27 protein-coding genes are annotated in these 19,498 nt (G+C 43.8%); 25 read left to right on the top strand and 2 right to left on the bottom strand.

From position 1 onward, the window contains the following. Position 1 precedes the first annotated feature (1 nt). The 5 genes from BET10_RS15565 to BET10_RS15545 all read left to right on the top strand — a co-directional run bounded on the left by BET10_RS15565 (position 2) and on the right by BET10_RS15545 (position 4,309). A complete protein-coding gene (locus tag BET10_RS15565) occupies positions 2 to 700 on the top strand; it encodes a hypothetical protein (protein WP_070986519.1) in 699 nt (232 codons plus the stop codon). Then, positions 690 to 1,391, top strand: a complete 702-nt coding sequence (locus BET10_RS15560) for a hypothetical protein (protein WP_070986518.1) — start codon at positions 690 to 692, stop codon at positions 1,389 to 1,391. Before BET10_RS15565 ends, BET10_RS15560 begins: the two co-directional genes overlap by 11 nt. Before the next feature lie 135 nt (positions 1,392 to 1,526). Then, on the top strand, positions 1,527 to 2,189 hold the full coding sequence (locus tag BET10_RS15555; RefSeq protein ID WP_070986517.1) for a fumarylacetoacetate hydrolase family protein: 663 nt from the start codon (positions 1,527 to 1,529) through the stop codon (positions 2,187 to 2,189). Positions 2,190 to 2,225: 36 nt separating this feature from the next. Then, positions 2,226 to 3,413, top strand: a complete 1,188-nt coding sequence (gene purT, locus BET10_RS15550) for a formate-dependent phosphoribosylglycinamide formyltransferase (protein WP_070986516.1) — start codon at positions 2,226 to 2,228, stop codon at positions 3,411 to 3,413. Then, positions 3,410 to 4,309 carry an aldo/keto reductase gene (locus tag BET10_RS15545; protein ID WP_070986515.1) on the top strand — a complete coding sequence of 300 codons (900 nt, stop codon included), beginning with the start codon at positions 3,410 to 3,412 and terminating at the stop codon, positions 4,307 to 4,309. Before purT ends, BET10_RS15545 begins: the two co-directional genes overlap by 4 nt. 56 nt (positions 4,310 to 4,365) lie before the next feature. On the opposite strand, the gene BET10_RS15540 is transcribed toward BET10_RS15545, so the two are convergent. Continuing rightward, a complete protein-coding gene (locus BET10_RS15540) occupies positions 4,366 to 5,034 on the bottom strand; it encodes a TorF family putative porin (RefSeq protein ID WP_070986514.1) in 669 nt (222 codons plus the stop codon). 230 nt (positions 5,035 to 5,264) lie between these two features. Continuing rightward, positions 5,265 to 6,431 carry a hypothetical protein gene (locus BET10_RS15535; protein WP_070986513.1) on the bottom strand — a complete coding sequence of 389 codons (1,167 nt, stop codon included), beginning with the start codon at positions 6,429 to 6,431 and terminating at the stop codon, positions 5,265 to 5,267. Positions 6,432 to 6,693: 262 nt separating this feature from the next. Between BET10_RS15535 and BET10_RS15530 the strand changes: the two genes are divergently transcribed. The 20 genes from BET10_RS15530 (at position 6,694) to rplQ (ending at position 18,449) form a co-directional block, all read left to right on the top strand. Next, complete coding sequence (locus BET10_RS15530; RefSeq protein ID WP_070986512.1) at positions 6,694 to 8,634, top strand: AsmA family protein; 1,941 nt, start codon at positions 6,694 to 6,696, stop codon at positions 8,632 to 8,634. A 212-nt stretch (positions 8,635 to 8,846) separates the two neighbouring features. Continuing rightward, positions 8,847 to 9,332, top strand: coding sequence for a polysaccharide deacetylase family protein (locus tag BET10_RS21880; protein WP_240503709.1), 486 nt, complete (start codon positions 8,847 to 8,849; stop codon positions 9,330 to 9,332). A gap of 14 nt (positions 9,333 to 9,346) precedes the next feature. Then, the gene (locus BET10_RS21875) at positions 9,347 to 9,682 is read left to right on the top strand and encodes a polysaccharide deacetylase family protein (RefSeq protein WP_240503708.1); all 336 of its coding nucleotides are present in this window, start codon (positions 9,347 to 9,349) and stop codon (positions 9,680 to 9,682) included. Positions 9,683 to 9,972: 290 nt separating this feature from the next. Beyond that, entirely contained in the window at positions 9,973 to 10,341 is a 369-nt protein-coding gene (gene rplN / locus BET10_RS15520; RefSeq protein WP_010378257.1) for a 50S ribosomal protein L14, read from the top strand. Positions 10,342 to 10,351: 10 nt separating this feature from the next. Then, positions 10,352 to 10,666: a 50S ribosomal protein L24 gene (gene rplX, locus BET10_RS15515; protein ID WP_070986511.1), complete on the top strand. Its 315-nt coding sequence runs from the start codon at positions 10,352 to 10,354 to the stop codon at positions 10,664 to 10,666. 15 nt (positions 10,667 to 10,681) lie between these two features. Further along, positions 10,682 to 11,221, top strand: a complete 540-nt coding sequence (gene rplE, locus BET10_RS15510; protein WP_070986510.1) for a 50S ribosomal protein L5 — start codon at positions 10,682 to 10,684, stop codon at positions 11,219 to 11,221. Positions 11,222 to 11,231: 10 nt separating this feature from the next. Further along, positions 11,232 to 11,537: a 30S ribosomal protein S14 gene (rpsN, locus tag BET10_RS15505; RefSeq protein ID WP_058031299.1), complete on the top strand. Its 306-nt coding sequence runs from the start codon at positions 11,232 to 11,234 to the stop codon at positions 11,535 to 11,537. 20 nt (positions 11,538 to 11,557) lie between these two features. Further along, positions 11,558 to 11,950 (top strand): 30S ribosomal protein S8, encoded by a 393-nt coding sequence (gene rpsH, locus BET10_RS15500; RefSeq protein WP_070986509.1) that lies wholly within the window; start codon positions 11,558 to 11,560, stop codon positions 11,948 to 11,950. Positions 11,951 to 11,963: 13 nt separating this feature from the next. Beyond that, the gene (gene rplF / locus BET10_RS15495) at positions 11,964 to 12,494 is read left to right on the top strand and encodes a 50S ribosomal protein L6 (protein ID WP_070986508.1); all 531 of its coding nucleotides are present in this window, start codon (positions 11,964 to 11,966) and stop codon (positions 12,492 to 12,494) included. A 9-nt stretch (positions 12,495 to 12,503) separates the two neighbouring features. After that, positions 12,504 to 12,854, top strand: coding sequence for a 50S ribosomal protein L18 (rplR, locus tag BET10_RS15490; RefSeq protein WP_070986507.1), 351 nt, complete (start codon positions 12,504 to 12,506; stop codon positions 12,852 to 12,854). A 9-nt stretch (positions 12,855 to 12,863) separates the two neighbouring features. Then, positions 12,864 to 13,370 carry a 30S ribosomal protein S5 gene (rpsE, locus tag BET10_RS15485; protein WP_070986506.1) on the top strand — a complete coding sequence of 169 codons (507 nt, stop codon included), beginning with the start codon at positions 12,864 to 12,866 and terminating at the stop codon, positions 13,368 to 13,370. Between the two features lie 6 nt (positions 13,371 to 13,376). Next, positions 13,377 to 13,559, top strand: a complete 183-nt coding sequence (gene rpmD / locus BET10_RS15480) for a 50S ribosomal protein L30 (RefSeq protein WP_016710201.1) — start codon at positions 13,377 to 13,379, stop codon at positions 13,557 to 13,559. Positions 13,560 to 13,564: 5 nt separating this feature from the next. Next, positions 13,565 to 13,999 (top strand): 50S ribosomal protein L15, encoded by a 435-nt coding sequence (gene rplO / locus BET10_RS15475; protein WP_070986505.1) that lies wholly within the window; start codon positions 13,565 to 13,567, stop codon positions 13,997 to 13,999. 11 nt (positions 14,000 to 14,010) lie between these two features. Continuing rightward, positions 14,011 to 15,339 (top strand): preprotein translocase subunit SecY, encoded by a 1,329-nt coding sequence (gene secY / locus BET10_RS15470; RefSeq protein WP_070986504.1) that lies wholly within the window; start codon positions 14,011 to 14,013, stop codon positions 15,337 to 15,339. A 23-nt stretch (positions 15,340 to 15,362) separates the two neighbouring features. Then, positions 15,363 to 15,476: a 50S ribosomal protein L36 gene (gene rpmJ, locus BET10_RS15465; protein WP_002959476.1), complete on the top strand. Its 114-nt coding sequence runs from the start codon at positions 15,363 to 15,365 to the stop codon at positions 15,474 to 15,476. A 128-nt stretch (positions 15,477 to 15,604) separates the two neighbouring features. Continuing rightward, positions 15,605 to 15,961, top strand: coding sequence for a 30S ribosomal protein S13 (gene rpsM, locus BET10_RS15460; RefSeq protein WP_058031679.1), 357 nt, complete (start codon positions 15,605 to 15,607; stop codon positions 15,959 to 15,961). Between the two features lie 13 nt (positions 15,962 to 15,974). Next, positions 15,975 to 16,361, top strand: a complete 387-nt coding sequence (rpsK, locus tag BET10_RS15455; RefSeq protein ID WP_010363724.1) for a 30S ribosomal protein S11 — start codon at positions 15,975 to 15,977, stop codon at positions 16,359 to 16,361. A 21-nt stretch (positions 16,362 to 16,382) separates the two neighbouring features. Next, positions 16,383 to 17,003 (top strand): 30S ribosomal protein S4, encoded by a 621-nt coding sequence (gene rpsD, locus BET10_RS15450; protein ID WP_070986503.1) that lies wholly within the window; start codon positions 16,383 to 16,385, stop codon positions 17,001 to 17,003. Between the two features lie 24 nt (positions 17,004 to 17,027). Then, positions 17,028 to 18,014 (top strand): DNA-directed RNA polymerase subunit alpha, encoded by a 987-nt coding sequence (locus tag BET10_RS15445; protein ID WP_070986502.1) that lies wholly within the window; start codon positions 17,028 to 17,030, stop codon positions 18,012 to 18,014. Between the two features lie 36 nt (positions 18,015 to 18,050). Then, entirely contained in the window at positions 18,051 to 18,449 is a 399-nt protein-coding gene (gene rplQ / locus BET10_RS15440) for a 50S ribosomal protein L17 (RefSeq protein ID WP_070986501.1), read from the top strand. Positions 18,450 to 19,498: the final 1,049 nt, after the last annotated feature.

Below are 19,498 nucleotides of genomic sequence, written 5' to 3'. Positions count from 1 at the left end.
CATGACATATTCGTTCAAATTCACCACAACTCACTCTATTTCTTTACAAGAGTTCATCGAAAATGTGGCGGCAAGTTATGATGGGCCTGAAAGCTTAACAGAGCATAACTTACACTACCTAGCAATGCAGTTACAGTTACTAGCCAATAATAAGTACTTTTTGAGTCGGATCATTAGTGAGCATGTTTTACAAAATGCCCTAAGTGTTGAAACTGGCAACGTGTATGGCAATGATTCCTTTGTGCTATATGTAAATCGTTCGCCATTTTTTCAAGTGAGGGTGTGCTTTTGGCATCCCGACGGAGAGCAAAAGCGACAGAATGACAAGATGAATGTCTACCAGTGCCTACATGACCATAACTTTGGCTTTCTTACTACGAATTACTACGGACCAGGCTATATTTCGCGCTTTTATCAGTATCAGTATCGTGATGAACTAGATGTAGACTGTGCTAGCACCTTAAAGTTTTGCGGTATGCATCAGTTAAGTAAGCACGAAGTTATCTTTTACGAGCCCTCCAAAGATGCTCATCTACAGGTTGCGCCCAGTGCATTCAGTATTTCACTCAATTTAATGTTTGAAACTAACACTAATAAGCAGTTTATTTTTGACCCAAGTACTGGGCGTATCATTGATAAGGTTATCAGTAGTAGTGACAAAGCCCAGCAGTTTATCAAGGAGCTGAGTAATGCGACTTAAGCGTATATTGGTATTGATAGGATTGTTGTCTGTTGGCACTGGATGTAGTGTGGTAGGTAAAATAAGCGAGGCTACGTTGGAGGCGGGTACTATCGGTTGGCAGTTACAACCAGTGTCTGTCAGAACAAGTTATCCCGAGTTTATCCAAAAAGTCTATTTTACAGCTGAGCTGTTTACCTCTGAGACCACTGATTGGGAGATTTACCTAGTGACTAAAGAGCCACTTCCCGACCAACCTGACAATGCCTACATTGAGCTGTCTTACCAAAAAGGAGACGAAATGGTGGCGGGACAGTTTCCACTCACCTTAGTCTCTCAGCATTTAGAAGACTCAACAACGGCCTATCGATATAAATATAAGCTGGACAAGCAAGCTCAGGCTTTCTTTAGTGAAGGTATGCAACAGCGCCTTTCACGCAGGGCAAAGACCATGCGCTTTAACTACCTTCAACCATTGTTTTATTCACAGGCGACACAGCAACAAATAACACAAATGGATGCCTATGTAGAATATGCTCTATTGCCTGACTATGGCCCTTTGAACTTAGGGGAGTTCATGAGAAAGCTGAGCTTTCTTGGTGATGATGACTGGGTAAATTTTTGTCTAGACTCTCATTATATCTACGATAAAACATCAGCTTGCGGAGAAGTGTCTATCAATGAACAAATGGGTTTATCTAACTCCTTATAAAATAGCATGTTATATAAATTACCGTGATAGTCTCTATTACAGCTTTGTTGGCTTGTTTGGATTTAATTCACTTTGAATTGGCTTATTATATAGCCGTGAAGTTTAATGACGTTGTATAAGCTAGACGGAGAATGTATGTATAAGCATCAATGGGTCAATGGCACTGAAGCCAATTTACCTGCTGGAAAAGTGGTGTGTGTGGGTCGCAATTATGTAGCGCATGCAAAAGAGCTCAACAACCCAGTCCCAAGTGTTCCATTGCTCTTTATTAAACCTACGACTACTTATCAGCCTTTTACAGGTGATATTGTTCTAGATGCTGCTTTGGGAGCACACCATTATGAAGCAGAAATCGCTTTGTTGATTGGTAAGCAGCTGGATAAGCATAGTACATCGGTGCTCGACGCTGTTGTAGGGGTGGGGTTGGCACTGGATGTAACGCTGCGCGATGAACAAGATAAGTTGAAAAAGCTTGGCCAACCTTGGGAGCGAGCCAAGGCATACGATGGTAGTTGCCCTATCACTGCATTTTCTCCCATCACATCTATCGAACAGCTAAAAAATAATGAAGTGCGATTTTGGCTCAATAATGAACTAAAACAGGTTGGCCATTCACAGCACATGATTTTTTCGTACGAAAAGCTGTTGTCGGATATTTGTCAATTTTGCACACTGTTGCCTGGAGATGTTATTTTAACGGGTACCCCAGAGGGGGTAGGCAAGCTTACAAATAATGCAGAAGTGCGTTTGCAGCTGAATGAAGAAAAGCCTTTTACAGCGCTTGTAAGGATTCAGTAATCGCTGTTTCAGTGACGAGTTACCATAGGAAAATAAATGAAAATTAAACCACTGGGCACGCCGTTTTCAGCAACCGCGTGTAAAGTTTTGTTGTGCGGAGGCGGAGAGCTTGGCAAAGAAGTTGTTATTGAGTTCAAGCGTTTAGGTTGTGAGGTTGTGGTGTTAGATCGATATCAACATGCGCCCGCTATGCAGGTTGCAGATAGAAGTTATGTGCTGTCAATGCTCGATGGAGAACGCCTCGAAGCGATTATCAAACAGGAGCAACCAGACTATATCGTGCCTGAAATTGAAGCAATTGCTACAGATAAGTTAGTGACGCTAGAAGCAGAGGGCTTTACCGTCATCCCAAGTGCTAAAGCGGCACAATTGACGATGAACCGTGAGGGGATCAGGCGCTTAGCTGCCGAAGGGTTGAACCTTGCTACCTCAAAATATCGCTTTGTTGACACGTTAGAAGACTTTAAACATGCTATCGAGAAAATCGGTATGCCCTGCGTGGTAAAGCCGATAATGAGCTCATCTGGTAAAGGGCAAAGTGTGGTGAAGTCTTCCCAAGATATCGAGTCTGCTTGGTTGTATGCACAAGAAGGCGGACGCGCCGGTCAAGGTAGGGTGATAGTAGAGGGCTTTGTCGATTTTGATTATGAGATTACTTTGTTGACCATACGACACATCAATGGCACAAGCTTTTGTGAACCGATAGGCCACAGGCAGGAAAACGGTGATTATCAACAAAGCTGGCAACCTCAACAGATGAGTGAGTTGGCATTAGCTCGCAGCCAAGAAATCGCTCATAAAGTGACAGAAGCACTCGGTGGCCGTGGTTTATTTGGTGTGGAACTTTTTGTGAAAGGTGATGACGTCTATTTTAGTGAGGTTTCGCCAAGGCCGCACGATACCGGTATGGTGACCTTGATATCTCAAGATCTTAGTGAGTTTGCGTTACACGTGAGGGCCATTCTTGGACTGCCTATTCCAAATATCCACTTTCATGGCCCATCGGCATCAAGTGTGGTGTTAGTCACAGGTGAATCGAAGCAAGTTCAATATAGCAATTTGGTTGAGGCTTTGAGCCAGCCCAACACAGATGTACGTCTATTTGGCAAACCCGAGGTAGTGGGGACGCGCCGAATGGGGGTGGCATTAGCACGTGCTGATTCCGTAGAGATGGCTGTTAACAAGGCAATACAGGCCTCAGATGCAGTGGGTATCACACTATGACTAAAAACGCACAGCAACGGGTCATAGCGCCATTAGTACAGGGGTTTTGGCGATTACTGGATTGGCAGTGGAGCGATCAACAGTGCTTAGGTTTTTTACAGCGTTGTATTGAGCTGGGAATTCGTGACACAGATCACGCAGATATCTATGGTCAATATGAGTGCGAAGCGGCTTTTGGCCAAGCACTGAAGTTGGCACCTCATGTTCGTGAAGATATTAATATTATCACTAAGTGCGGCATTCGCCCGGCCCTAGCTAAGAAAGGGCTGGCGGGTAAGGCAAATCACTACGATTCGAGCAAAGCACATATTATTGCCTCAGCACAACAAAGCTTAAAAAACTTTAATACCGATAGGTTAGATGTGTTGCTTATCCATCGTCCAGATTATTTGATGTCGGCTGATGAGGTGGCGGAAGCGTTTATTACACTCAAACAGCAAGGGGATGTGCTGCATTTCGGGGTATCAAACTTCACGCCTTCGCAATTTGAGTTGCTACAATCTCGTTTGGACTTTCCTTTGATCACCAATCAAATTGAATGTTCGGTGTATGAAATGAAAGCTCTGGATGATGGCACGTTAGATCAATGCCAACAACACTGTATACATCCAATGATTTGGTCGCCGTTGGCTGGTGGTAAGTTATTTGATGAAACAGACATTAAGGCCAAGCGTTTACGTACCGTGTTGGAAGATATTGCTCGCGAAGTGTCTGCCAGCTCAATCGATCAAGTTGCCTATGCATGGTTAAATTGCTTACCTAGTCAACCGTCTGTGGTATTAGGCACTGGTAATATAGAGCGTGTTAAAACGTCGGTTGAGTCGCAAAGTATTCACTTGTCTCGTGAACAATGGTATCGAATTTGGCAGGGCTCTACCGGGCACAGTGTGCCATAAAGCGTGCGAGAAAAGGGCCTTTCGGCCCTTGGTTTGCAGCAAGTATATAAAAGCGGTTACAAATCGAAGTCAACACTGTATTGGACAAATGCTTTGACGCCGTCTTGTGAATCTAAATCAGTTTTTACTAAGCCTAGCGTGAATCCGGCTTTGCTTAGGCTTACTCCGTAATCCATGTAGCTGTCATCTTCACCCGTCCACTCCATAACAGTGTCGCCACTAGAGCGTGCAATATGTAATGCCAGTTCACTGTCGTTAAACACATTAAAGCTGGCGTTGAGTTCTAGGTATAGCATATCTTCTTCGGCGCTCGCATCGTTTTGCGCATGCGTCATGTAGCTTGCTTTTACACTGAGCCATTGCCAGCTCAATGAACCATAGATTTCACCAAAGTCACTGTCGCCTTCGGCATCAGGATACGCGTAATATATATAACCAACATCATAGCCTAGGCCTTGGGTCTCGCCACTAAAGCCTCCATAAATGTCTAACTCGTAACTGGTTTGATCGCCAAAATCTACGTTTGACATCCAAGTACCAGCATAGAAGCCACTTTCGTTACTGTAGTCTAACCCTCCTGAAACGGCTGCTCCGTCGTCAGTTTGGGTTACGCCACGCCAGTAATAATTGGAGCTGGCTGCGACGTTGGCGGTGACTGCAGCCTGTGAATTAAAAGAACTAATAGATAGAAGAGCTAAGACTAATAAAGGAGCTGTTTTATTCATTATGATGTTTCCTAAAAGCGCTGTGAGATATTATTAATATTAGCAACGCTTACGCCATTTTTTTGAAAAAATGCATATTTACACTATTCGTTTGATTTACCTGGTATTTTTTATTCTTTTGAAGGCTGTGAGGAAAAGTTTTTGTTTGAATTATGCACTGCTTTGGTGCGCTCAAAATGAAATTTGCACATGTACCTAGCAAAGACATGTGCAAGATTAAGGGCAAAGCGTTAACCGAAAATGGTGCGCATTAATGAAATAGTTTCATCTACACTGCGGCCTTTTTCTACCTCTGCTACGATAGAGTCACGTTTGGCACGAATATGCTCTGGAATTGATTCATCGCTAAGCGCTCTATCAACCAATACTTCTGCTGATTCCTTACCTCGGCGTGTGGCTTTTTTTCCTGAGGTACTTGAGGCGCGTACGGGTTTATTGAGTAATTTAAGGTAATTCGAATTTTCTGCTGTCTCTTTATCGGTATAATAAAACCAGCAAGGCAGTAATGCTTTGATTGCCGCTAGCTCATGCTCAAACTCATTTGCTGCACTTGGCATGGTAAACCAAGGCATGGCATGTATCGATAGTACGATATCTTGCCAATATCGTTCAAAATCACGGTTGCTCAGTTTGGTGATGCCTAACGCTGAGCATAAAGGATCTAACTTTGAGCTGGTGACTGGCGTGAATACATCAGGTCGGCGCATAGCGAGTAAGCGTGTTGCGGGCGCGAGCGTTGGCTTTTCGTCGCTGTCGTTAAATGCCATAAAATAGGCCACTACAAAACGCTGATAATCTTGTTCACTAACTTCACCTTCATGAGGTATATGTGCAAGTGCCTCATCGAATGCACCTGGTAAGTCAGCAAGTAGTTGATGAAAACCCTTCGCTGTTTTTGTTGAACTAAACCATTCCACATCAAAATTATAAACACTGGTATCCAGCGAAGTTGTATGTTTACCGCTAAAGGCTAGTCTGTCCTCAACAATCATTTCCTTCAATGGTGTTGAGCGTTTATCTGCCAAATAACGGATGAGTTTCATTTGTTCGTCAAGCGCCAGTAGTGCTTTGTGTTGTTCAATAAACGAAACGAGTACTGGCCAAGGGGTAATACGTAACGTTTTAAGTTGCAAAAAGCTAATCGCGTTGCTCAGTAAGTCTTGCAGCTTTTTAACAATGGGAAGTTGATGGTCATCCAGCAAATCGAAGTTTATGCGGTTTTTCGCTATATCTAACAATTCATAGCACCATAGCAAAAAGTCTTCTGGATGGTTGTCTACTTTCACCGCCATCAGGTTTAGACTGATCTCCGTCGCTTGCTTTAAAATATTTTGGTAAATCTGGCTTTCTTGTTCACCTAGAGCCATCTTTGACGGGGAAATGAGCAACTTCTTCATGCTAGTTTGGTTCTCCACACATTAGCTTAAAAATTCATCATAAAAGTTTAGCCGTTGCCAGCTAAAATTGACAAGGGCGGGCGATCATACCTAAGAATCTTGAAGTTACAATCACAGTGATGGTATTTACTAGTTTTATGATGGGGTGCCTAGCAAGATCAAGGGGAGTTTTCTTGGAATTATCATAAATATGCATGAATTTAATGTTTGGCGGCGCTACTATAGTAGTACTAGCTTGAACTATGTTTAATTAAGGAATGTTATGAAAACCGCGTTGAAGATATTGGTTGGGGCTATTGTGCTCTTAATGGTGGTGGCAGTGGCCGCACCTTTTTTTGTCCCCACAGAACGGATCATAAGTGAGTTATCTGAGCAAGTAGAGTTAAACACTGGGCGTCAACTGCAAATTAAGGGGCAAAGTGAGCTCTCAGTCATACCCAGCCTGAAAATTGAATTAAATGATGTTCACTTTGCAAATGCGACAACGGGTTCAAGGCCTGACATGATCAGTATGCAGTCGTTAGAGGTCTATATTCCTTGGTTGTCAATTTTTACCGGCGAAGCAAAATTGGAAAAGTTTGTAATTCGTAAGCCGGATATTTTACTAGAAACAGACAAAAATGGTATCGCAAACTGGCAGATCCTACCTGAGCAGCCTACGCCAACTCGCACAGAGACTGAGCAACAATCAAGCAAACCTACATCGCTACCAGAAGGTTTTGATATTAAACTCGGTGAAGTTGCGATTTACGGTGGGAAGTTTACGTTTAAAGACGGTCAGACTGGCGCGCAGCACCAGTTAAGTGATATCGACGTGAGTGTGCAATTACCTTCATTATACGAGACATTAGCGGTTGCGGGCGCGATGACCTATCAGCAGCAAGCATTTGAGCTAAATGCAACTTTGGCAACACCTGTAAAGTTGTTAAAAGGCGAAGCCTTTACTGTGACACAAACAATCAACTCGGCCCTTGTCGATATGAATTTCAAGGGTGAAGTCGCGCAAATGGGCAAAGATATACAGGGAGATCTGAGCTTAAAAGGGGACTCTGTAAAAGCCATTGCACAGTGGCAAGGTGTTGACCTCAACGCTAAAGAAGATGCGTTCAACGCCTTTGAAGTAACAGGAAGTATGCGAATGCAAAAGCAGACGTTTACGCTTGAGCAGCTCAGCGCAAAATTAGATGCATTGTCCATATCCGGCAAAAGTACAGTTGGGTTGGGTGGGCGCTTGAATGTAAAGGCTAATGTAGATCTGGGAATGCTTGACCTTAATCCTTATTTGCCAGAACCAGTCGCACAACCAGAGGAACCTAGCGAGCCAGAGGGGGCTGCACCAATTGTGTGGGATGATACGAAACTGAATTTATCGGCATTAAACGCGCTGGATGCGAATGTTGTGGTGCGTTCGACAGGCCTTAAAGCGCGAGAAATTAAGTTGGGTAAAAACCAGCTATCATTGACGCTCAAAAATGGCGCAGCCAATTTGAGTCTAGATGAGTTTAACGCCTATGAGGGGGTTGGTCAGGGGACTGTTAAGGTCGATGCCAGCCGCGTACCGTACAAGGTTAATGCTCAATTTAAGCTCGATAATATTAATGCAGAGCCACTGCTCACTGACGCAGTCGGCTTTGATAAAGTATTGGGTAAAGGCGGTATGCAGTGGCAGTTAGCGACGCAAGGGCAAAGCCAAAAAGACTTTGTTTCGGCGCTTGCAGGAAAGTTTAACTTTGATTTGAAAGATGGTGGCGTAAAGGGCGCAAATATTGCTGAGATGACACGCCAAGCTAAGGAAATGCTCAAAGGCGACTTTTCATCTTTAAAAGAAGGTCTCAACGCTGATTTTAACCCTGATCAAAAGACGGACTTCTCGTCCTTAACTGGCAGTTTGATATTCACCAATGGGGTGGGGCGTAATACCGATTTGTATCTTGCCAGCCCATTGATACGCATAACGGGTGAAGGCGAAGTGGACTTACCACAAACCAATGTAAATTATCGCCTAGTTACTGGCATTGTAGATACCATTGAAGGCCAAGCTAGTAGCGATGACAGTACAGGTTTTAAAATTCCGTTGCGTATAAAGGGTCCATTCCATAAAGTTGATGTAAACCTTGATGTAAGCAGCACAGCCAAAGATAAACTAAAAGACAAAGCGAAAGACAAGCTAAAAGATAAACTGAAGGGGTTATTTGGCGGCTAATAATTGAAACATTTATTTGATACTAAAAAAGGGGCTATGTAGCCCCTTTTAAGTTGCTGACCTTAGCGCAACATTAAGGCAGTGAAGTTTGAACCGAGAGAGGCCATGTTAATCTCATTCACGAGTAACCCAAATTCAATATTATTCATTTGATGGCCGCTAGAACGTATGTTCTAGTGATATATTAGTTACGTCATAACAAGGAGCGATGAATGAGGGCTGCCACACAGGGGGTCAGGCTTACAGTATACCTGCTGGCAAGTGCATCCTTCGTAAGTATTGCTGATGAAGACCATAGTGAACAGCCTTTTTACCCCAACGGTGCAAGTAATGCGGTGAGTATCACTTTTGATGATGGTAGGCATAGCCAGTTGGACATTGGTGTCCCTATACTCAACAAGCACGGTATACAAGCAACCTTCTATGTTAGTCGGGATAATGTTGTCGCGCGTTTACCGGATTGGCAAAAAGTGGTAGCAAACGGTCACGAAATCGGCAATCACACCACGTCACACGTATGCACAGGCAATTTTCAGTGGTTGCGAAAGCAAAATAAAGGGTTGGAGCAAACCAGTTTAGATTGGCTTCGCAAAGATATAGAACAAACAAACATATACATTGAAAAACATCTGAAAGTAAAACCTCGGTCGTTTGCCTACCCCTGTGGGAACACGTTTGTAGGTCGCGGACAAATGTAAAAAGCTACGTGCCGATGGTCGCTACACTGTTTGAGTCTGGCCGCACCTGGTTAGATGAAACCGCTAATGACCCGACTTATACAGACTTTGCCCAATTAACGGGTATCCGCATTGATGGTATGAGCTTTGATGAAATCAAACAATTGTTGGATTTATTACGCTTTCGTAATAGTTGGGTCATACTTGCTGGGCATGATGTAGGTAAGAAGGGGCCTTATACGGTAGATAGTGTGGCATTGGCGCAGCTAATCATTTACCTAAAACAGCCGAAAAATGGTTATTGGCTAGATACCGTGGATAATATAACCAAGCGCATAAAGAAAAATCGTGCACCTACGTGCACCTATTAAGTAGATACAGACTAAGCTAAAAAGTTAGGTTGTTTTTTAACCTAATGAAGTGTAAAGGGAGTTTGCTGTTGAAATCGCTAACTTATGCCCCCACCTAGTAAAACTGTACCTACTACAATGACCGTGTTTGCTAAATTAATTAAAAATTGAACTATCAATACGCATACTTTGCTGGTACAATTGCCCGCCCTTGAAAGACAAATAACTCGTTTTTTGAGCGGAAAATAATCTAAATGCTTTGATTTTAAACAAAATTAAAGCGAGTTGTAACTACACCGGAGCTCATTAATATGATCCAAATGCAAACTCAGCTGGACGTTGCTGATAACAGCGGCGCTCGCAAAGTGCAGTGTATTAAAGTCCTTGGTGGTTCGCACCGTCGCTACGCGGCTGTTGGTGACATCATTAAAGTTTCTGTTAAAGAAGCTATTCCTCGCGGTAAAGTGAAGAAAGGTGATGTTAAAAACGCGGTAGTTGTGCGTACTAAAAAAGGCGTTCGTCGTCCGGACGGTTCATTGATCCGTTTCGATAGCAATGCGGCTGTTATCTTAAATGATAACTTACAGCCTATTGGTACTCGTATCTTCGGCCCTGTGACTCGTGAACTACGTACTGAAAAGTTCATGAAAATCGTTTCACTAGCCCCAGAAGTACTATAAGGAGTCTATCATGGCAGCAAAAATCCGTCGTGATGACGAAGTAATCGTACTAGCCGGTAAAGACAAAGGTAAGCGCGGTAAAGTGCTTTCAGTTGTAACTGAAACTGGTCGAGTATTTGTCGAAGGCATTAACTTAATCAAGAAGCACCAGAAGCCTGTTCCACAATTGCAGCAAGCTGGCGGTATTGTTGAGAAAGAAGCGTCAATCGACGTATCAAACGTTGCGATCTTCAACCAGGAAACTGGTAAAGCAGATCGTGTAGGTTTCAAGATTGAAGACGGTAAGAAATTACGTATCTTCAAATCTACTGGTAAAACTATCTAATAGTTGGAGTAGACGATGGCGAAACTGCATGAAGTATATAAAGACAAAGTAGTCGCTGAACTTCAAGAGAAGTTTGGTTTCAGCTCTGTCATGCAAGTCCCTCAGATCGAAAAGATCACATTAAACATGGGTGTGGGCGAAGCCCTAGCTGACAAGAAAATTCTAGAAAACGCTGTTGCGGATCTAGAAGCCATCTCTGGTCAGAAAGCTCTTATCACGAAAGCACGTAAATCAGTTGCTGGTTTTAAAATTCGTGAAGGCTACCCAATTGGCTGTAAAGTAACCCTACGCGGCGAGCGTATGTGGGATTTCCTTGAGCGTTTAGTCTCAATTGCGATGCCACGTATTCGTGACTTCCGCGGTGTTAGCGCTAAGTCTTTCGACGGTCGCGGTAACTACTCTATGGGCGTACGTGAGCAAATCATCTTCCCAGAAATCGATTATGATAAAGTAGACCGCGTTCGCGGTATGGATATCACAATCACTACTTCTGCGAAAACTGATGAGGAAGGCCGTGCGTTGTTAGAAGCATTTAACTTCCCATTCAAGAAATAAGGGTAGGGTTATGGCAAAGAATTCTATGAAAGCGCGCGAAGCAAAGCGCACTAAATTAGTTGCTCAGTATGCTGAAAAGCGTGCGGCACTAAAAGCTATCATCAGCGATGTTAACGCATCTGAAGATGATCGTTGGGATGCGGTATTAAAGCTTCAAAGCTTACCGCGTGATTCAAGCCCTGCACGTCAACGTAACCGTTGTAACATCACGGGCCGCCCACATGGTTTCCTTCGCAAATTCGGCATGAGCCGTATTAAAGTTCGCGAAGCAGCTATGCGCGGTGAAATTCCTGGCCTTAAAAAGGCTTCTTGGTAATAGAGTCACGGGAGTAAGACATGAGCTTGCAAGATCCTATTGCGGATTTGTTCACACGTATCCGTAACGGTCAGACTGCGAAGAAGGTATCAGTTTCTATGCCAACTTCAAAGCTGAAAGTAGCAGTTGCTAAAGTACTAAAAGAAGAAGGTTACATCACTGACTTCGCAGTAGCTGGCGACGCAAAACCAGAATTGACTATCGAATTAAAGTACTTCGAAGGCAAAGCTGTAATCGAAAACATCCAGCGTGTTAGCCGCCCTGGTCTACGTATCTATAAGAAACGTGACGCATTACCTAAGGTAATGGGTGGTCTAGGTATCGCTATCGTATCAACTTCTCAAGGCTTGATGACAGACCGCGCAGCACGTAGTGCAGGCGTTGGTGGTGAAATCATTGGCTTTGTAGCTTAATCGGAGGGGAACAATGTCTCGTATAGCGAAGGCTCCAATTACAGTTCCTGCCGGTGTAGAAGTTACAATTAAAGGCCAGGACATCACAGTTAAAGGCAAAAATGGTGAGTTGTCTCGTACTATCAACGACGCAGTTGAAGTAACTCTAGCTGACAACGTGATCACAACGACTCCTCGTGACGTTGCGAACGCGTGGGCACAAGCAGGTACTGCTCGTGCACTTATCAACAACATGATTGTTGGTACTAACGAAGGTTATGAGAAAAAACTTCAACTAGTTGGTGTTGGTTACCGTGCGGCTGTTAAGGGTAAAGTTGTAGACTTAACTCTTGGCTTCTCTCACCCAGTGAACTTTGATATCCCTGAGGGCATCACTATCGAAGCTCCAAGCCAAACTGAACTTGTAGTTAAAGGCGCTGACAAACAACTAGTTGGTCAAACTGCTGCTAACATCCGTTCATACCGTGAACCAGAGCCTTATAAAGGTAAAGGTGTACGTTATGCTGATGAGCACGTGCGTCGTAAAGAAGCTAAGAAGAAGTAAGGTAAGACGATGGATAAGAAAACAGCTCGTCTACGTCGTGCTAAACGCACCCGTAGAAATTTTATTGAACAAGGCACAACGCGTCTTGTTATCCACCGCACGCCACGTCACATTTACGCTCAGCTAGTAAACGCTGAAGGTAAAGTACTGGCTGCTGCTTCTACAGTTGAAAAAGCAATTGCTGAATCAGTATCAGGCACAAGCAACATCGCTGCAGCGCAAGCTGTAGGTAAAGCGATCGCAGAACGTGCAGCTGACAAAGGTGTTGAAAAACTAGCCTTTGATCGCAGTGGCTTTAAATATCACGGCCGTGTGAAGGCGCTTGCTGATGCAGCGCGTGAAGCCGGTCTGCAATTCTAGGAGTAGACAATGGCTAACGTAGAAGCAAAAGCACAACAGCCTGAATTGGCTGAAAAGCTAATCGCGGTAAACCGTGTGTCTAAAGTGGTTAAAGGTGGTCGTATCTTTAGCTTCACTGCACTAACTGTAGTTGGTGACGGCGCAGGTAAAGTAGGTTTTGGTTATGGTAAAGCACGTGAAGTTCCAGCTGCTATTCAAAAAGCAATGGAAAAAGCACGTCGCAACATGATCAACGTTGAACTAAACGGTAACACGTTACAGCACCCAATCAAGGGTCGCCACGCGGGTTCTAAAGTATACATGCAGCCTGCATCTGAAGGTACTGGTATCATCGCCGGTGGTGCGATGCGTGCGGTACTAGAAGTAACAGGCGTACAAAACGTACTATCTAAAGCATACGGTTCAACAAACCCAATCAACATCGTTCGTGCAACAATTTCAGCGCTAGAGAACATGAATTCTCCAGAGCGTATTGCTGCAAAACGTGGTTTAACTGTTGAACAGATTCAGGGGTAATTAACCATGGCTAATAAAACTGTAAAAGTTACTCAAGTAAAGAGCTCTATCGGTCGTTTACCGAAGCATAAAGCAACTTTACGTGGCCTTGGTTTACGTCGTATCAACCACACTGTTGAGTTAGAAGACACAGCATGTGTACGTGGTATGATCAACCAAGTTTCTTACATGGTTAAGGTTGAGGGGTAATTCGAATGCATTTGAATACACTTTCACCTGCTGCTGGTGCAAAAACTGAAAAGAAACGTCTAGGTCGTGGTATTGGTTCTGGTCTTGGTAAGACTGGTGGCCGTGGTCATAAAGGCCAAAAATCACGTTCTGGCGGTAAAGTACGCGTTGGTTTCGAAGGCGGTCAAATGCCTATGCAACGTCGTCTACCTAAGTTTGGTTTCACTTCACGTAAATCTTTAGTATCTACAGAAGTTAACCTATACGAAATCGCTAAAGTTGAAGGCGATGTGGTAGACCTAAACGCGTTACAAGCAGCTGGTCTAGTTAAAAAGAACGTTCTGTTCGTTAAAGTTGTTAAATCTGGCGAAGTTTCACGCGCAGTAACTGTTAAAGGCATTAAAGTGTCTAAAGGTGCTCGCGAAGCTATCGAAGCTGCCGGAGGCAAGGTAGAAGAATAAGGAAGTACACTATGGCTAAACCAGGTCAAGATATGCAAAGTGCACAAAGTGGGCTTGCGGAACTGAAGCGCCGATTACTATTTGTATTGGGTGCTATCATTATTTACCGTCTAGGTTCATTCGTGCCGATCCCTGGGATTGATGCCGCTGTACTTGCCGATTTCTTCGAGCAACAAAAGGGCACCATTGTTGAAATGTTCAACATGTTCAGCGGTGGTGCGCTTGAGCGTGCTTCGGTACTGGCACTAGGTATTATGCCGTATATTTCGGCTTCAATCATAATGCAGCTATTAACGCATATACATCCTGCGATGATAGAGCTTAAGAAAGAAGGCGAACAAGGGCGTAAGAAAATTAGTCAGTACACGCGTTATGGTACGCTTGTGCTTGCTACATTCCAGTCAATTGGTATAGCTACTGGCTTACCAAGCATGATGGACGGGTTAGTTGTTAACCCAGGTTTCGGTTTCTACTTCACCGCAGTGGTGAGTTTAGTTACTGGTACTATGTTCTTGATGTGGCTGGGCGAACAAATCACAGAACGAGGTATTGGTAACGGTATCTCAGTACTGATTTTTGTTGGTATTGTAGCTAACCTGCCGTCTGCAATTGGTTCGACAGCTGAAATGGCGCGCCAAGGTGATCTGAATGCTCTTGTACTGCTATTGATTGCGGTAATCGTATTCGCAGTTACTTATCTTGTGGTGTTCTTTGAACGTGGTCAACGTCGTATCGTCGTTAACTACGCTAAACGCCAGCAAGGTCGTCAAGTATTTGCTGCTCAAAGCACGCATTTACCACTAAAAGTAAACATGGCGGGTGTTATTCCACCAATCTTTGCTAGCAGTATAATTTTGTTCCCTGGTACAATTGCAAGCTGGTTCGGCCAAGGTGAAGGTCCGGTCGCTGATGTGCTACAGGCTATCTCTGCGGTATTGACTCCTGGTCAACCTCTGTATGCGATGGTTTTAGCTGCGGCTATTATCTTCTTCTGCTTCTTCTACACTGCGTTGGTATTTAACCCGCGTGAGACAGCAGACAACCTGAAAAAATCTGGCGCTTTTATTCCAGGCATTCGTCCAGGTGAGCAGACATCTAAATACATTGATAAAGTGATGACACGCCTGACATTGGCAGGTGCTTTGTATATAACCTTTATCTGTCTGGTGCCCGAGTTTATGACCATGGCATGGCAAACGCCATTCTACTTCGGCGGTACATCAATTTTGATTATCGTGGTTGTGATCATGGACTTTATGGCACAAGTACAGACTCATATGATGTCACATCAGTATGATTCTGTGCTGAAAAAAGCAAACCTTAAAGGCTATGGCCGATAAGGTTATTTTCACGGAGTTGAGCAATGAAAGTACGTGCTTCCGTTAAGAAAATTTGCCGTAACTGTAAAGTTATCAAGCGTGCTGGTGTAGTACGTGTGATCTGCAGTGAGCCTAAGCACAAGCAAAGGCAAGGCTAATAAAAGTCATGCAGGCTAAGTAAATACTACTTAGCCTGTGTTTTTGAATATGATCTGATCTTCGTTTGAGTATCCTTGCGGGCTTTTCAAACAGATGGGTATCGGATCTAAATATAGGAGATGTGTTAGTGGCCCGTATCGCTGGCATTAACGTCCCTGATCATAAGCATGCAGTTATTGGTTTAACTAGCATCTATGGTGTAGGTAAAACTCGCGCTAAGGCGATCTTAGCAGCGACTGGTATCGCCGAAACTACAAAAATCGGTGATCTTTCTGACGAAACACTTGACGTACTTCGTGAAGAAGTTGGCAAGTACACAGTCGAAGGTGATCTTCGTCGTGAAGTGACTTTAAACATCAAGCGTCTTATGGACCTTGGTTGTTTCCGTGGCTTACGTCATCGTCGTTCGTTACCACTACGTGGTCAACGTACTAAGACTAACGCGCGTACTCGTAAGGGTCCTCGCAAGCCTATCAAGAAATAAGGTGGGGTAAGTTATGGCTAAAGCACCAATTCGTCGTAAAAAGGTCAAAAAGCAAGTTGTTGATGGTATGGCGCATGTTCATGCATCATTCAACAACACAATCGTAACCATTACTGACCGTCAAGGTAATGCTCTTTCTTGGGCGACTGCAGGTGGTTCTGGTTTCCGTGGTTCACGTAAGTCTACTCCGTTCGCTGCACAGGTTGCCGCTGAGCGCGCAGGTACTGCTGCACAAGAGTACGGTCTTAAGAACCTAGAAGTATTCATTAAAGGTCCAGGTCCAGGCCGTGAGTCTGCTGTACGTGCATTGAATGCTGCGGGTTACCGTATCACAAACATCACTGACGTGACGCCAATCCCTCATAATGGTTGTCGTCCACCGAAGAAACGTCGCGTTTAACAATAGGTTAGGAGAAAGAACATGGCAAGATATTTGGGCCCTAAGCTCAAGCTGAGTCGTCGTGAAGGTACTGACCTGTTCCTTAAGAGCGGCGTGAGAGCTATCGACTCAAAGTGTAAGCTTGAGACAGCACCTGGTCAGCACGGCGCTCGTAAAGGTCGTCTATCTGATTACGGTTTACAATTACGTGAAAAGCAAAAAGTACGTCGTATCTACGGCATTCTTGAGAAGCAATTCCGTAACTATTATAAAGAAGCTGCTCGCCTTAAGGGTAATACAGGTGAAAACCTACTACAGCTTCTAGAGCAACGTTTAGACAATGTTGTATATCGCATGGGTTTTGCAAGCACACGTGCTGAAGCACGTCAGCTAGTTAGCCACAAAGCGGTTATGGTTAATGGTCGTGTTGTTAATATCCCTTCTTTCGTAGTTACTCCTGAAGATGTAGTAGTAATTCGCGAGAAGTCTAAAAAGCAAGCGCGTATCATCGCTGCTCTAGAGTTGGCTGAGCAACGTGAAAAGCCAACTTGGATTGAAGTTGACGGTAAGAAAATGGAAGGTAGCTTCAAGCGCCTACCAGAGCGTTCTGATCTGTCTGCGGACATTAACGAACAACTAATCGTCGAACTTTACTCGAAGTAAAGTTAAGAGTTAAGAGAGGATAAAATGCAGGGTTCTGTAACCGAATTCCTAAAGCCAAGGTTAGTCGATATCGACGCTATCAACCCAACGCGTTCTAAAGTAGTTTTAGAACCACTAGAGCGTGGTTTTGGCCACACTTTGGGTAACGCTTTACGCCGTATACTGTTGTCATCTATGCCAGGATGTGCAGTAACTGAAGTTGAAATCGACGGTGTATTGCACGAGTACAGCGCGAAAGAAGGCGTTCAAGAAGACATCATTGAAATTTTGTTGAACCTTAAAGGTTTAGCGGTATCTCTAGAAGGTAAAGATGAAGTTTTTCTGACCCTGACTAAGTCTGGTGTAGGCCCTGTGACTGCGGCAGATATTCAGCACGATGGAGATGTAACAATCGCCAACCCAGATCACGTCATTTGTCACTTAACTGCTGACTATAGTGAAATTAGCATGAGAATTCGTGTTGAGCGTGGTCGTGGTTATGTGCCTGCGTCTAGCCGTTTATCCTCTGATGACGATGAGCGTCCAATTGGTCGTTTGCTGCTTGATGCATCATTCAGTCCAGTTGAGCGTATTGCGTACTCGGTTGAGTCAGCCCGTGTTGAACAACGTACAGACTTAGACAAGTTAATCATTGATATGGAAACAAACGGCACTTTAGATCCTGAAGAAGCGATCCGCCGTGCGTCTACTATCTTAGCTGAGCAATTAGAAGCATTCGTAGATTTACGTGATGTTTCTGAGCCAGAAGAGAAAGAAGAGAAGCCAGAATTCGATCCTATTCTGCTTCGTCCAGTTGATGATCTTGAGCTAACAGTACGTTCAGCAAACTGTCTGAAAGCCGAGCAAATTCAATATATCGGTGACTTAGTACAGCGTACTGAAGTTGAGCTTCTGAAAACACCAAACCTTGGTAAGAAGTCTCTAACTGAAATCAAAGATGTACTGGCTTCACGTGGTCTATCACTAGGTATGCGCCTAGAGAATTGGCCGCCGGCAAGCTTAGCTGAATAAGCTAAGTTACTATATTTTAGTTAGAAGGATAGGGTCATGCGCCATCGTAAGAGTGGTCGTCAATTAAACCGTAACAGCAGCCATCGCAAAGCGATGTTCAGCAACATGGCTGGTTCTTTGGTGAAGCACGAAATCATCAAAACAACTTTGCCTAAAGCGAAAGAGTTGCGCCGTGTAATTGAACCTTTAATCACACTGGCTAAGACTGACAGTGTAGCAAACCGTCGTTTAGCGTTTGCTCGCACGCGTGATAAAGAAGTAGTTGGTAAATTATTCAGCGAAATCGGTCCTCGTTTTGAGGGTCGTCCAGGTGGTTACACTCGTATTCTTAAGTGTGGCTTCCGTGCTGGTGATAATGCACCAATGGCTTACGTTGAACTTCTAGACCGCCCAGTTGCGGAAGAAGCTCAAGAAGACGCACAGTCTGCAGAGTAAGTCTTTATAAGACATTAAAAAAGCCGAGCGATAGCTCGGCTTTTTTCGTTTTGGAGTTCTTTCTGTAAATTAAAAGTCCCTATGAAGGCGTAATCTAGGTGATTGTCGTGACTCCCGTGTTTAGCAATGTTGCTTGGAATACCAATCACACCTATTTTTTGCAATGAAAGTACTCTCAGGGCTATATCTCGGCTCAAGTCCAGTAGCTGATATCTCCATACCAAAAGTAATGAATAGTGCACGTTGCCTCGCTCAGCATCGCCCGAAAGTTCAATAGAGGCACCTTGAACGTAGCCAATGCTAAATTTTCTGTGGCCGTTGATCTGTCAGAAGAAATGGATTGCTTATGATAAGTCCCTCCCTTACATGAAAACTTGTCCAGTTTTCATACTTTCTGAGTGCCTAAGGTATCTCTCCAACGATATCGTTTAGCGCTACTAATCTAAGTAATGGGGCTGACTTCACCTGCAGTACTGGCGGCCATGATAATTTTTTACGTTTGCTAATACGCTAGCTCAAAACGGGTTAAGATTTAGAAGAAAAGACAAATCAGCGTAATTTATGTATGTTTTTTGTCCAAAACGCCGCTGCAAAAGTTGTAAAAATGAACACTTGGTGTGATTTTTACTCGAACAATCTATTTTCATCACTTTTCTTCAAAAAAAGCTTGATCAAAAAAAGGATCGCCCTATAATGCGACCCCACTGACACGGAGCGCTACGCTGAATAAGCAAAGCAACAACGGGTCAGCGTCGAGTAAAACTTAACTTTGCTTTTTCTTACCAAGAAAAACTTGAAATTAAGTGTTGACAAAAAATAGGGAATGCTTAGAATGCACACCCCTAGCGAGATGAAGCCAAGCGCTGAATCATCGCAACGTTCTTTAAAAATATGAAGCAATCATCTGTGTGGGCACTCGTACAGATTGAGTTCTAACAAAATATTTAGAGTCTCAATTGAACTGAGTGACCAACGGCAATAAATTTAATTTGTTGCAGCACAGTCAATTCGTTCTTGGTAACAAGAACAAAATCAGAATTCAATGAGCG

The organism is Pseudoalteromonas amylolytica, from assembly GCF_001854605.1.
In the GTDB taxonomy this organism is placed as follows: domain Bacteria; phylum Pseudomonadota; class Gammaproteobacteria; order Enterobacterales; family Alteromonadaceae; genus Pseudoalteromonas; species Pseudoalteromonas amylolytica.
The sequence above is the reverse complement of the archived record's forward strand: the minus strand, read 5'-3'. Positions and strand labels throughout refer to the sequence as shown.

What these genes read in the sequence shown, in the direction of transcription:
- rplX (WP_070986511.1), top strand. Translation starts at nt 10,352, where the DNA reads ATGGCAGCAAAAATCCGTCGTGATGACGAAGTAATCGTACTAGCCGGT.
- rplF (WP_070986508.1), top strand. Translation starts at nt 11,964, where the DNA reads ATGTCTCGTATAGCGAAGGCTCCAATTACAGTTCCTGCCGGTGTAGAA.
- rplN (WP_010378257.1), top strand. Translation starts at nt 9,973, where the DNA reads ATGATCCAAATGCAAACTCAGCTGGACGTTGCTGATAACAGCGGCGCT.
- BET10_RS21875 (WP_240503708.1), top strand. Translation starts at nt 9,347, where the DNA reads ATGGTCGCTACACTGTTTGAGTCTGGCCGCACCTGGTTAGATGAAACC.
- BET10_RS15555 (WP_070986517.1), top strand. Translation starts at nt 1,527, where the DNA reads ATGTATAAGCATCAATGGGTCAATGGCACTGAAGCCAATTTACCTGCT.
- secY (WP_070986504.1), top strand. Translation starts at nt 14,011, where the DNA reads ATGGCTAAACCAGGTCAAGATATGCAAAGTGCACAAAGTGGGCTTGCG.
- BET10_RS15560 (WP_070986518.1), top strand. Translation starts at nt 690, where the DNA reads ATGCGACTTAAGCGTATATTGGTATTGATAGGATTGTTGTCTGTTGGC.
- rpsD (WP_070986503.1), top strand. Translation starts at nt 16,383, where the DNA reads ATGGCAAGATATTTGGGCCCTAAGCTCAAGCTGAGTCGTCGTGAAGGT.
- rplQ (WP_070986501.1), top strand. Translation starts at nt 18,051, where the DNA reads ATGCGCCATCGTAAGAGTGGTCGTCAATTAAACCGTAACAGCAGCCAT.
- rpmD (WP_016710201.1), top strand. Translation starts at nt 13,377, where the DNA reads ATGGCTAATAAAACTGTAAAAGTTACTCAAGTAAAGAGCTCTATCGGT.
- rpsE (WP_070986506.1), top strand. Translation starts at nt 12,864, where the DNA reads ATGGCTAACGTAGAAGCAAAAGCACAACAGCCTGAATTGGCTGAAAAG.
- rplE (WP_070986510.1), top strand. Translation starts at nt 10,682, where the DNA reads ATGGCGAAACTGCATGAAGTATATAAAGACAAAGTAGTCGCTGAACTT.
- rpsN (WP_058031299.1), top strand. Translation starts at nt 11,232, where the DNA reads ATGGCAAAGAATTCTATGAAAGCGCGCGAAGCAAAGCGCACTAAATTA.
- rpsK (WP_010363724.1), top strand. Translation starts at nt 15,975, where the DNA reads ATGGCTAAAGCACCAATTCGTCGTAAAAAGGTCAAAAAGCAAGTTGTT.
- purT (WP_070986516.1), top strand. Translation starts at nt 2,226, where the DNA reads ATGAAAATTAAACCACTGGGCACGCCGTTTTCAGCAACCGCGTGTAAA.
- BET10_RS15545 (WP_070986515.1), top strand. Translation starts at nt 3,410, where the DNA reads ATGACTAAAAACGCACAGCAACGGGTCATAGCGCCATTAGTACAGGGG.
- BET10_RS15540 (WP_070986514.1), bottom strand. Translation starts at nt 5,034, where the DNA reads ATGAATAAAACAGCTCCTTTATTAGTCTTAGCTCTTCTATCTATTAGT.
- rplR (WP_070986507.1), top strand. Translation starts at nt 12,504, where the DNA reads ATGGATAAGAAAACAGCTCGTCTACGTCGTGCTAAACGCACCCGTAGA.
- BET10_RS15530 (WP_070986512.1), top strand. Translation starts at nt 6,694, where the DNA reads ATGAAAACCGCGTTGAAGATATTGGTTGGGGCTATTGTGCTCTTAATG.
- BET10_RS15535 (WP_070986513.1), bottom strand. Translation starts at nt 6,431, where the DNA reads ATGAAGAAGTTGCTCATTTCCCCGTCAAAGATGGCTCTAGGTGAACAA.
- rpsH (WP_070986509.1), top strand. Translation starts at nt 11,558, where the DNA reads ATGAGCTTGCAAGATCCTATTGCGGATTTGTTCACACGTATCCGTAAC.
- rpmJ (WP_002959476.1), top strand. Translation starts at nt 15,363, where the DNA reads ATGAAAGTACGTGCTTCCGTTAAGAAAATTTGCCGTAACTGTAAAGTT.
- BET10_RS15565 (WP_070986519.1), top strand. Translation starts at nt 2, where the DNA reads ATGACATATTCGTTCAAATTCACCACAACTCACTCTATTTCTTTACAA.
- rplO (WP_070986505.1), top strand. Translation starts at nt 13,565, where the DNA reads ATGCATTTGAATACACTTTCACCTGCTGCTGGTGCAAAAACTGAAAAG.
- BET10_RS21880 (WP_240503709.1), top strand. Translation starts at nt 8,847, where the DNA reads ATGAGGGCTGCCACACAGGGGGTCAGGCTTACAGTATACCTGCTGGCA.
- BET10_RS15445 (WP_070986502.1), top strand. Translation starts at nt 17,028, where the DNA reads ATGCAGGGTTCTGTAACCGAATTCCTAAAGCCAAGGTTAGTCGATATC.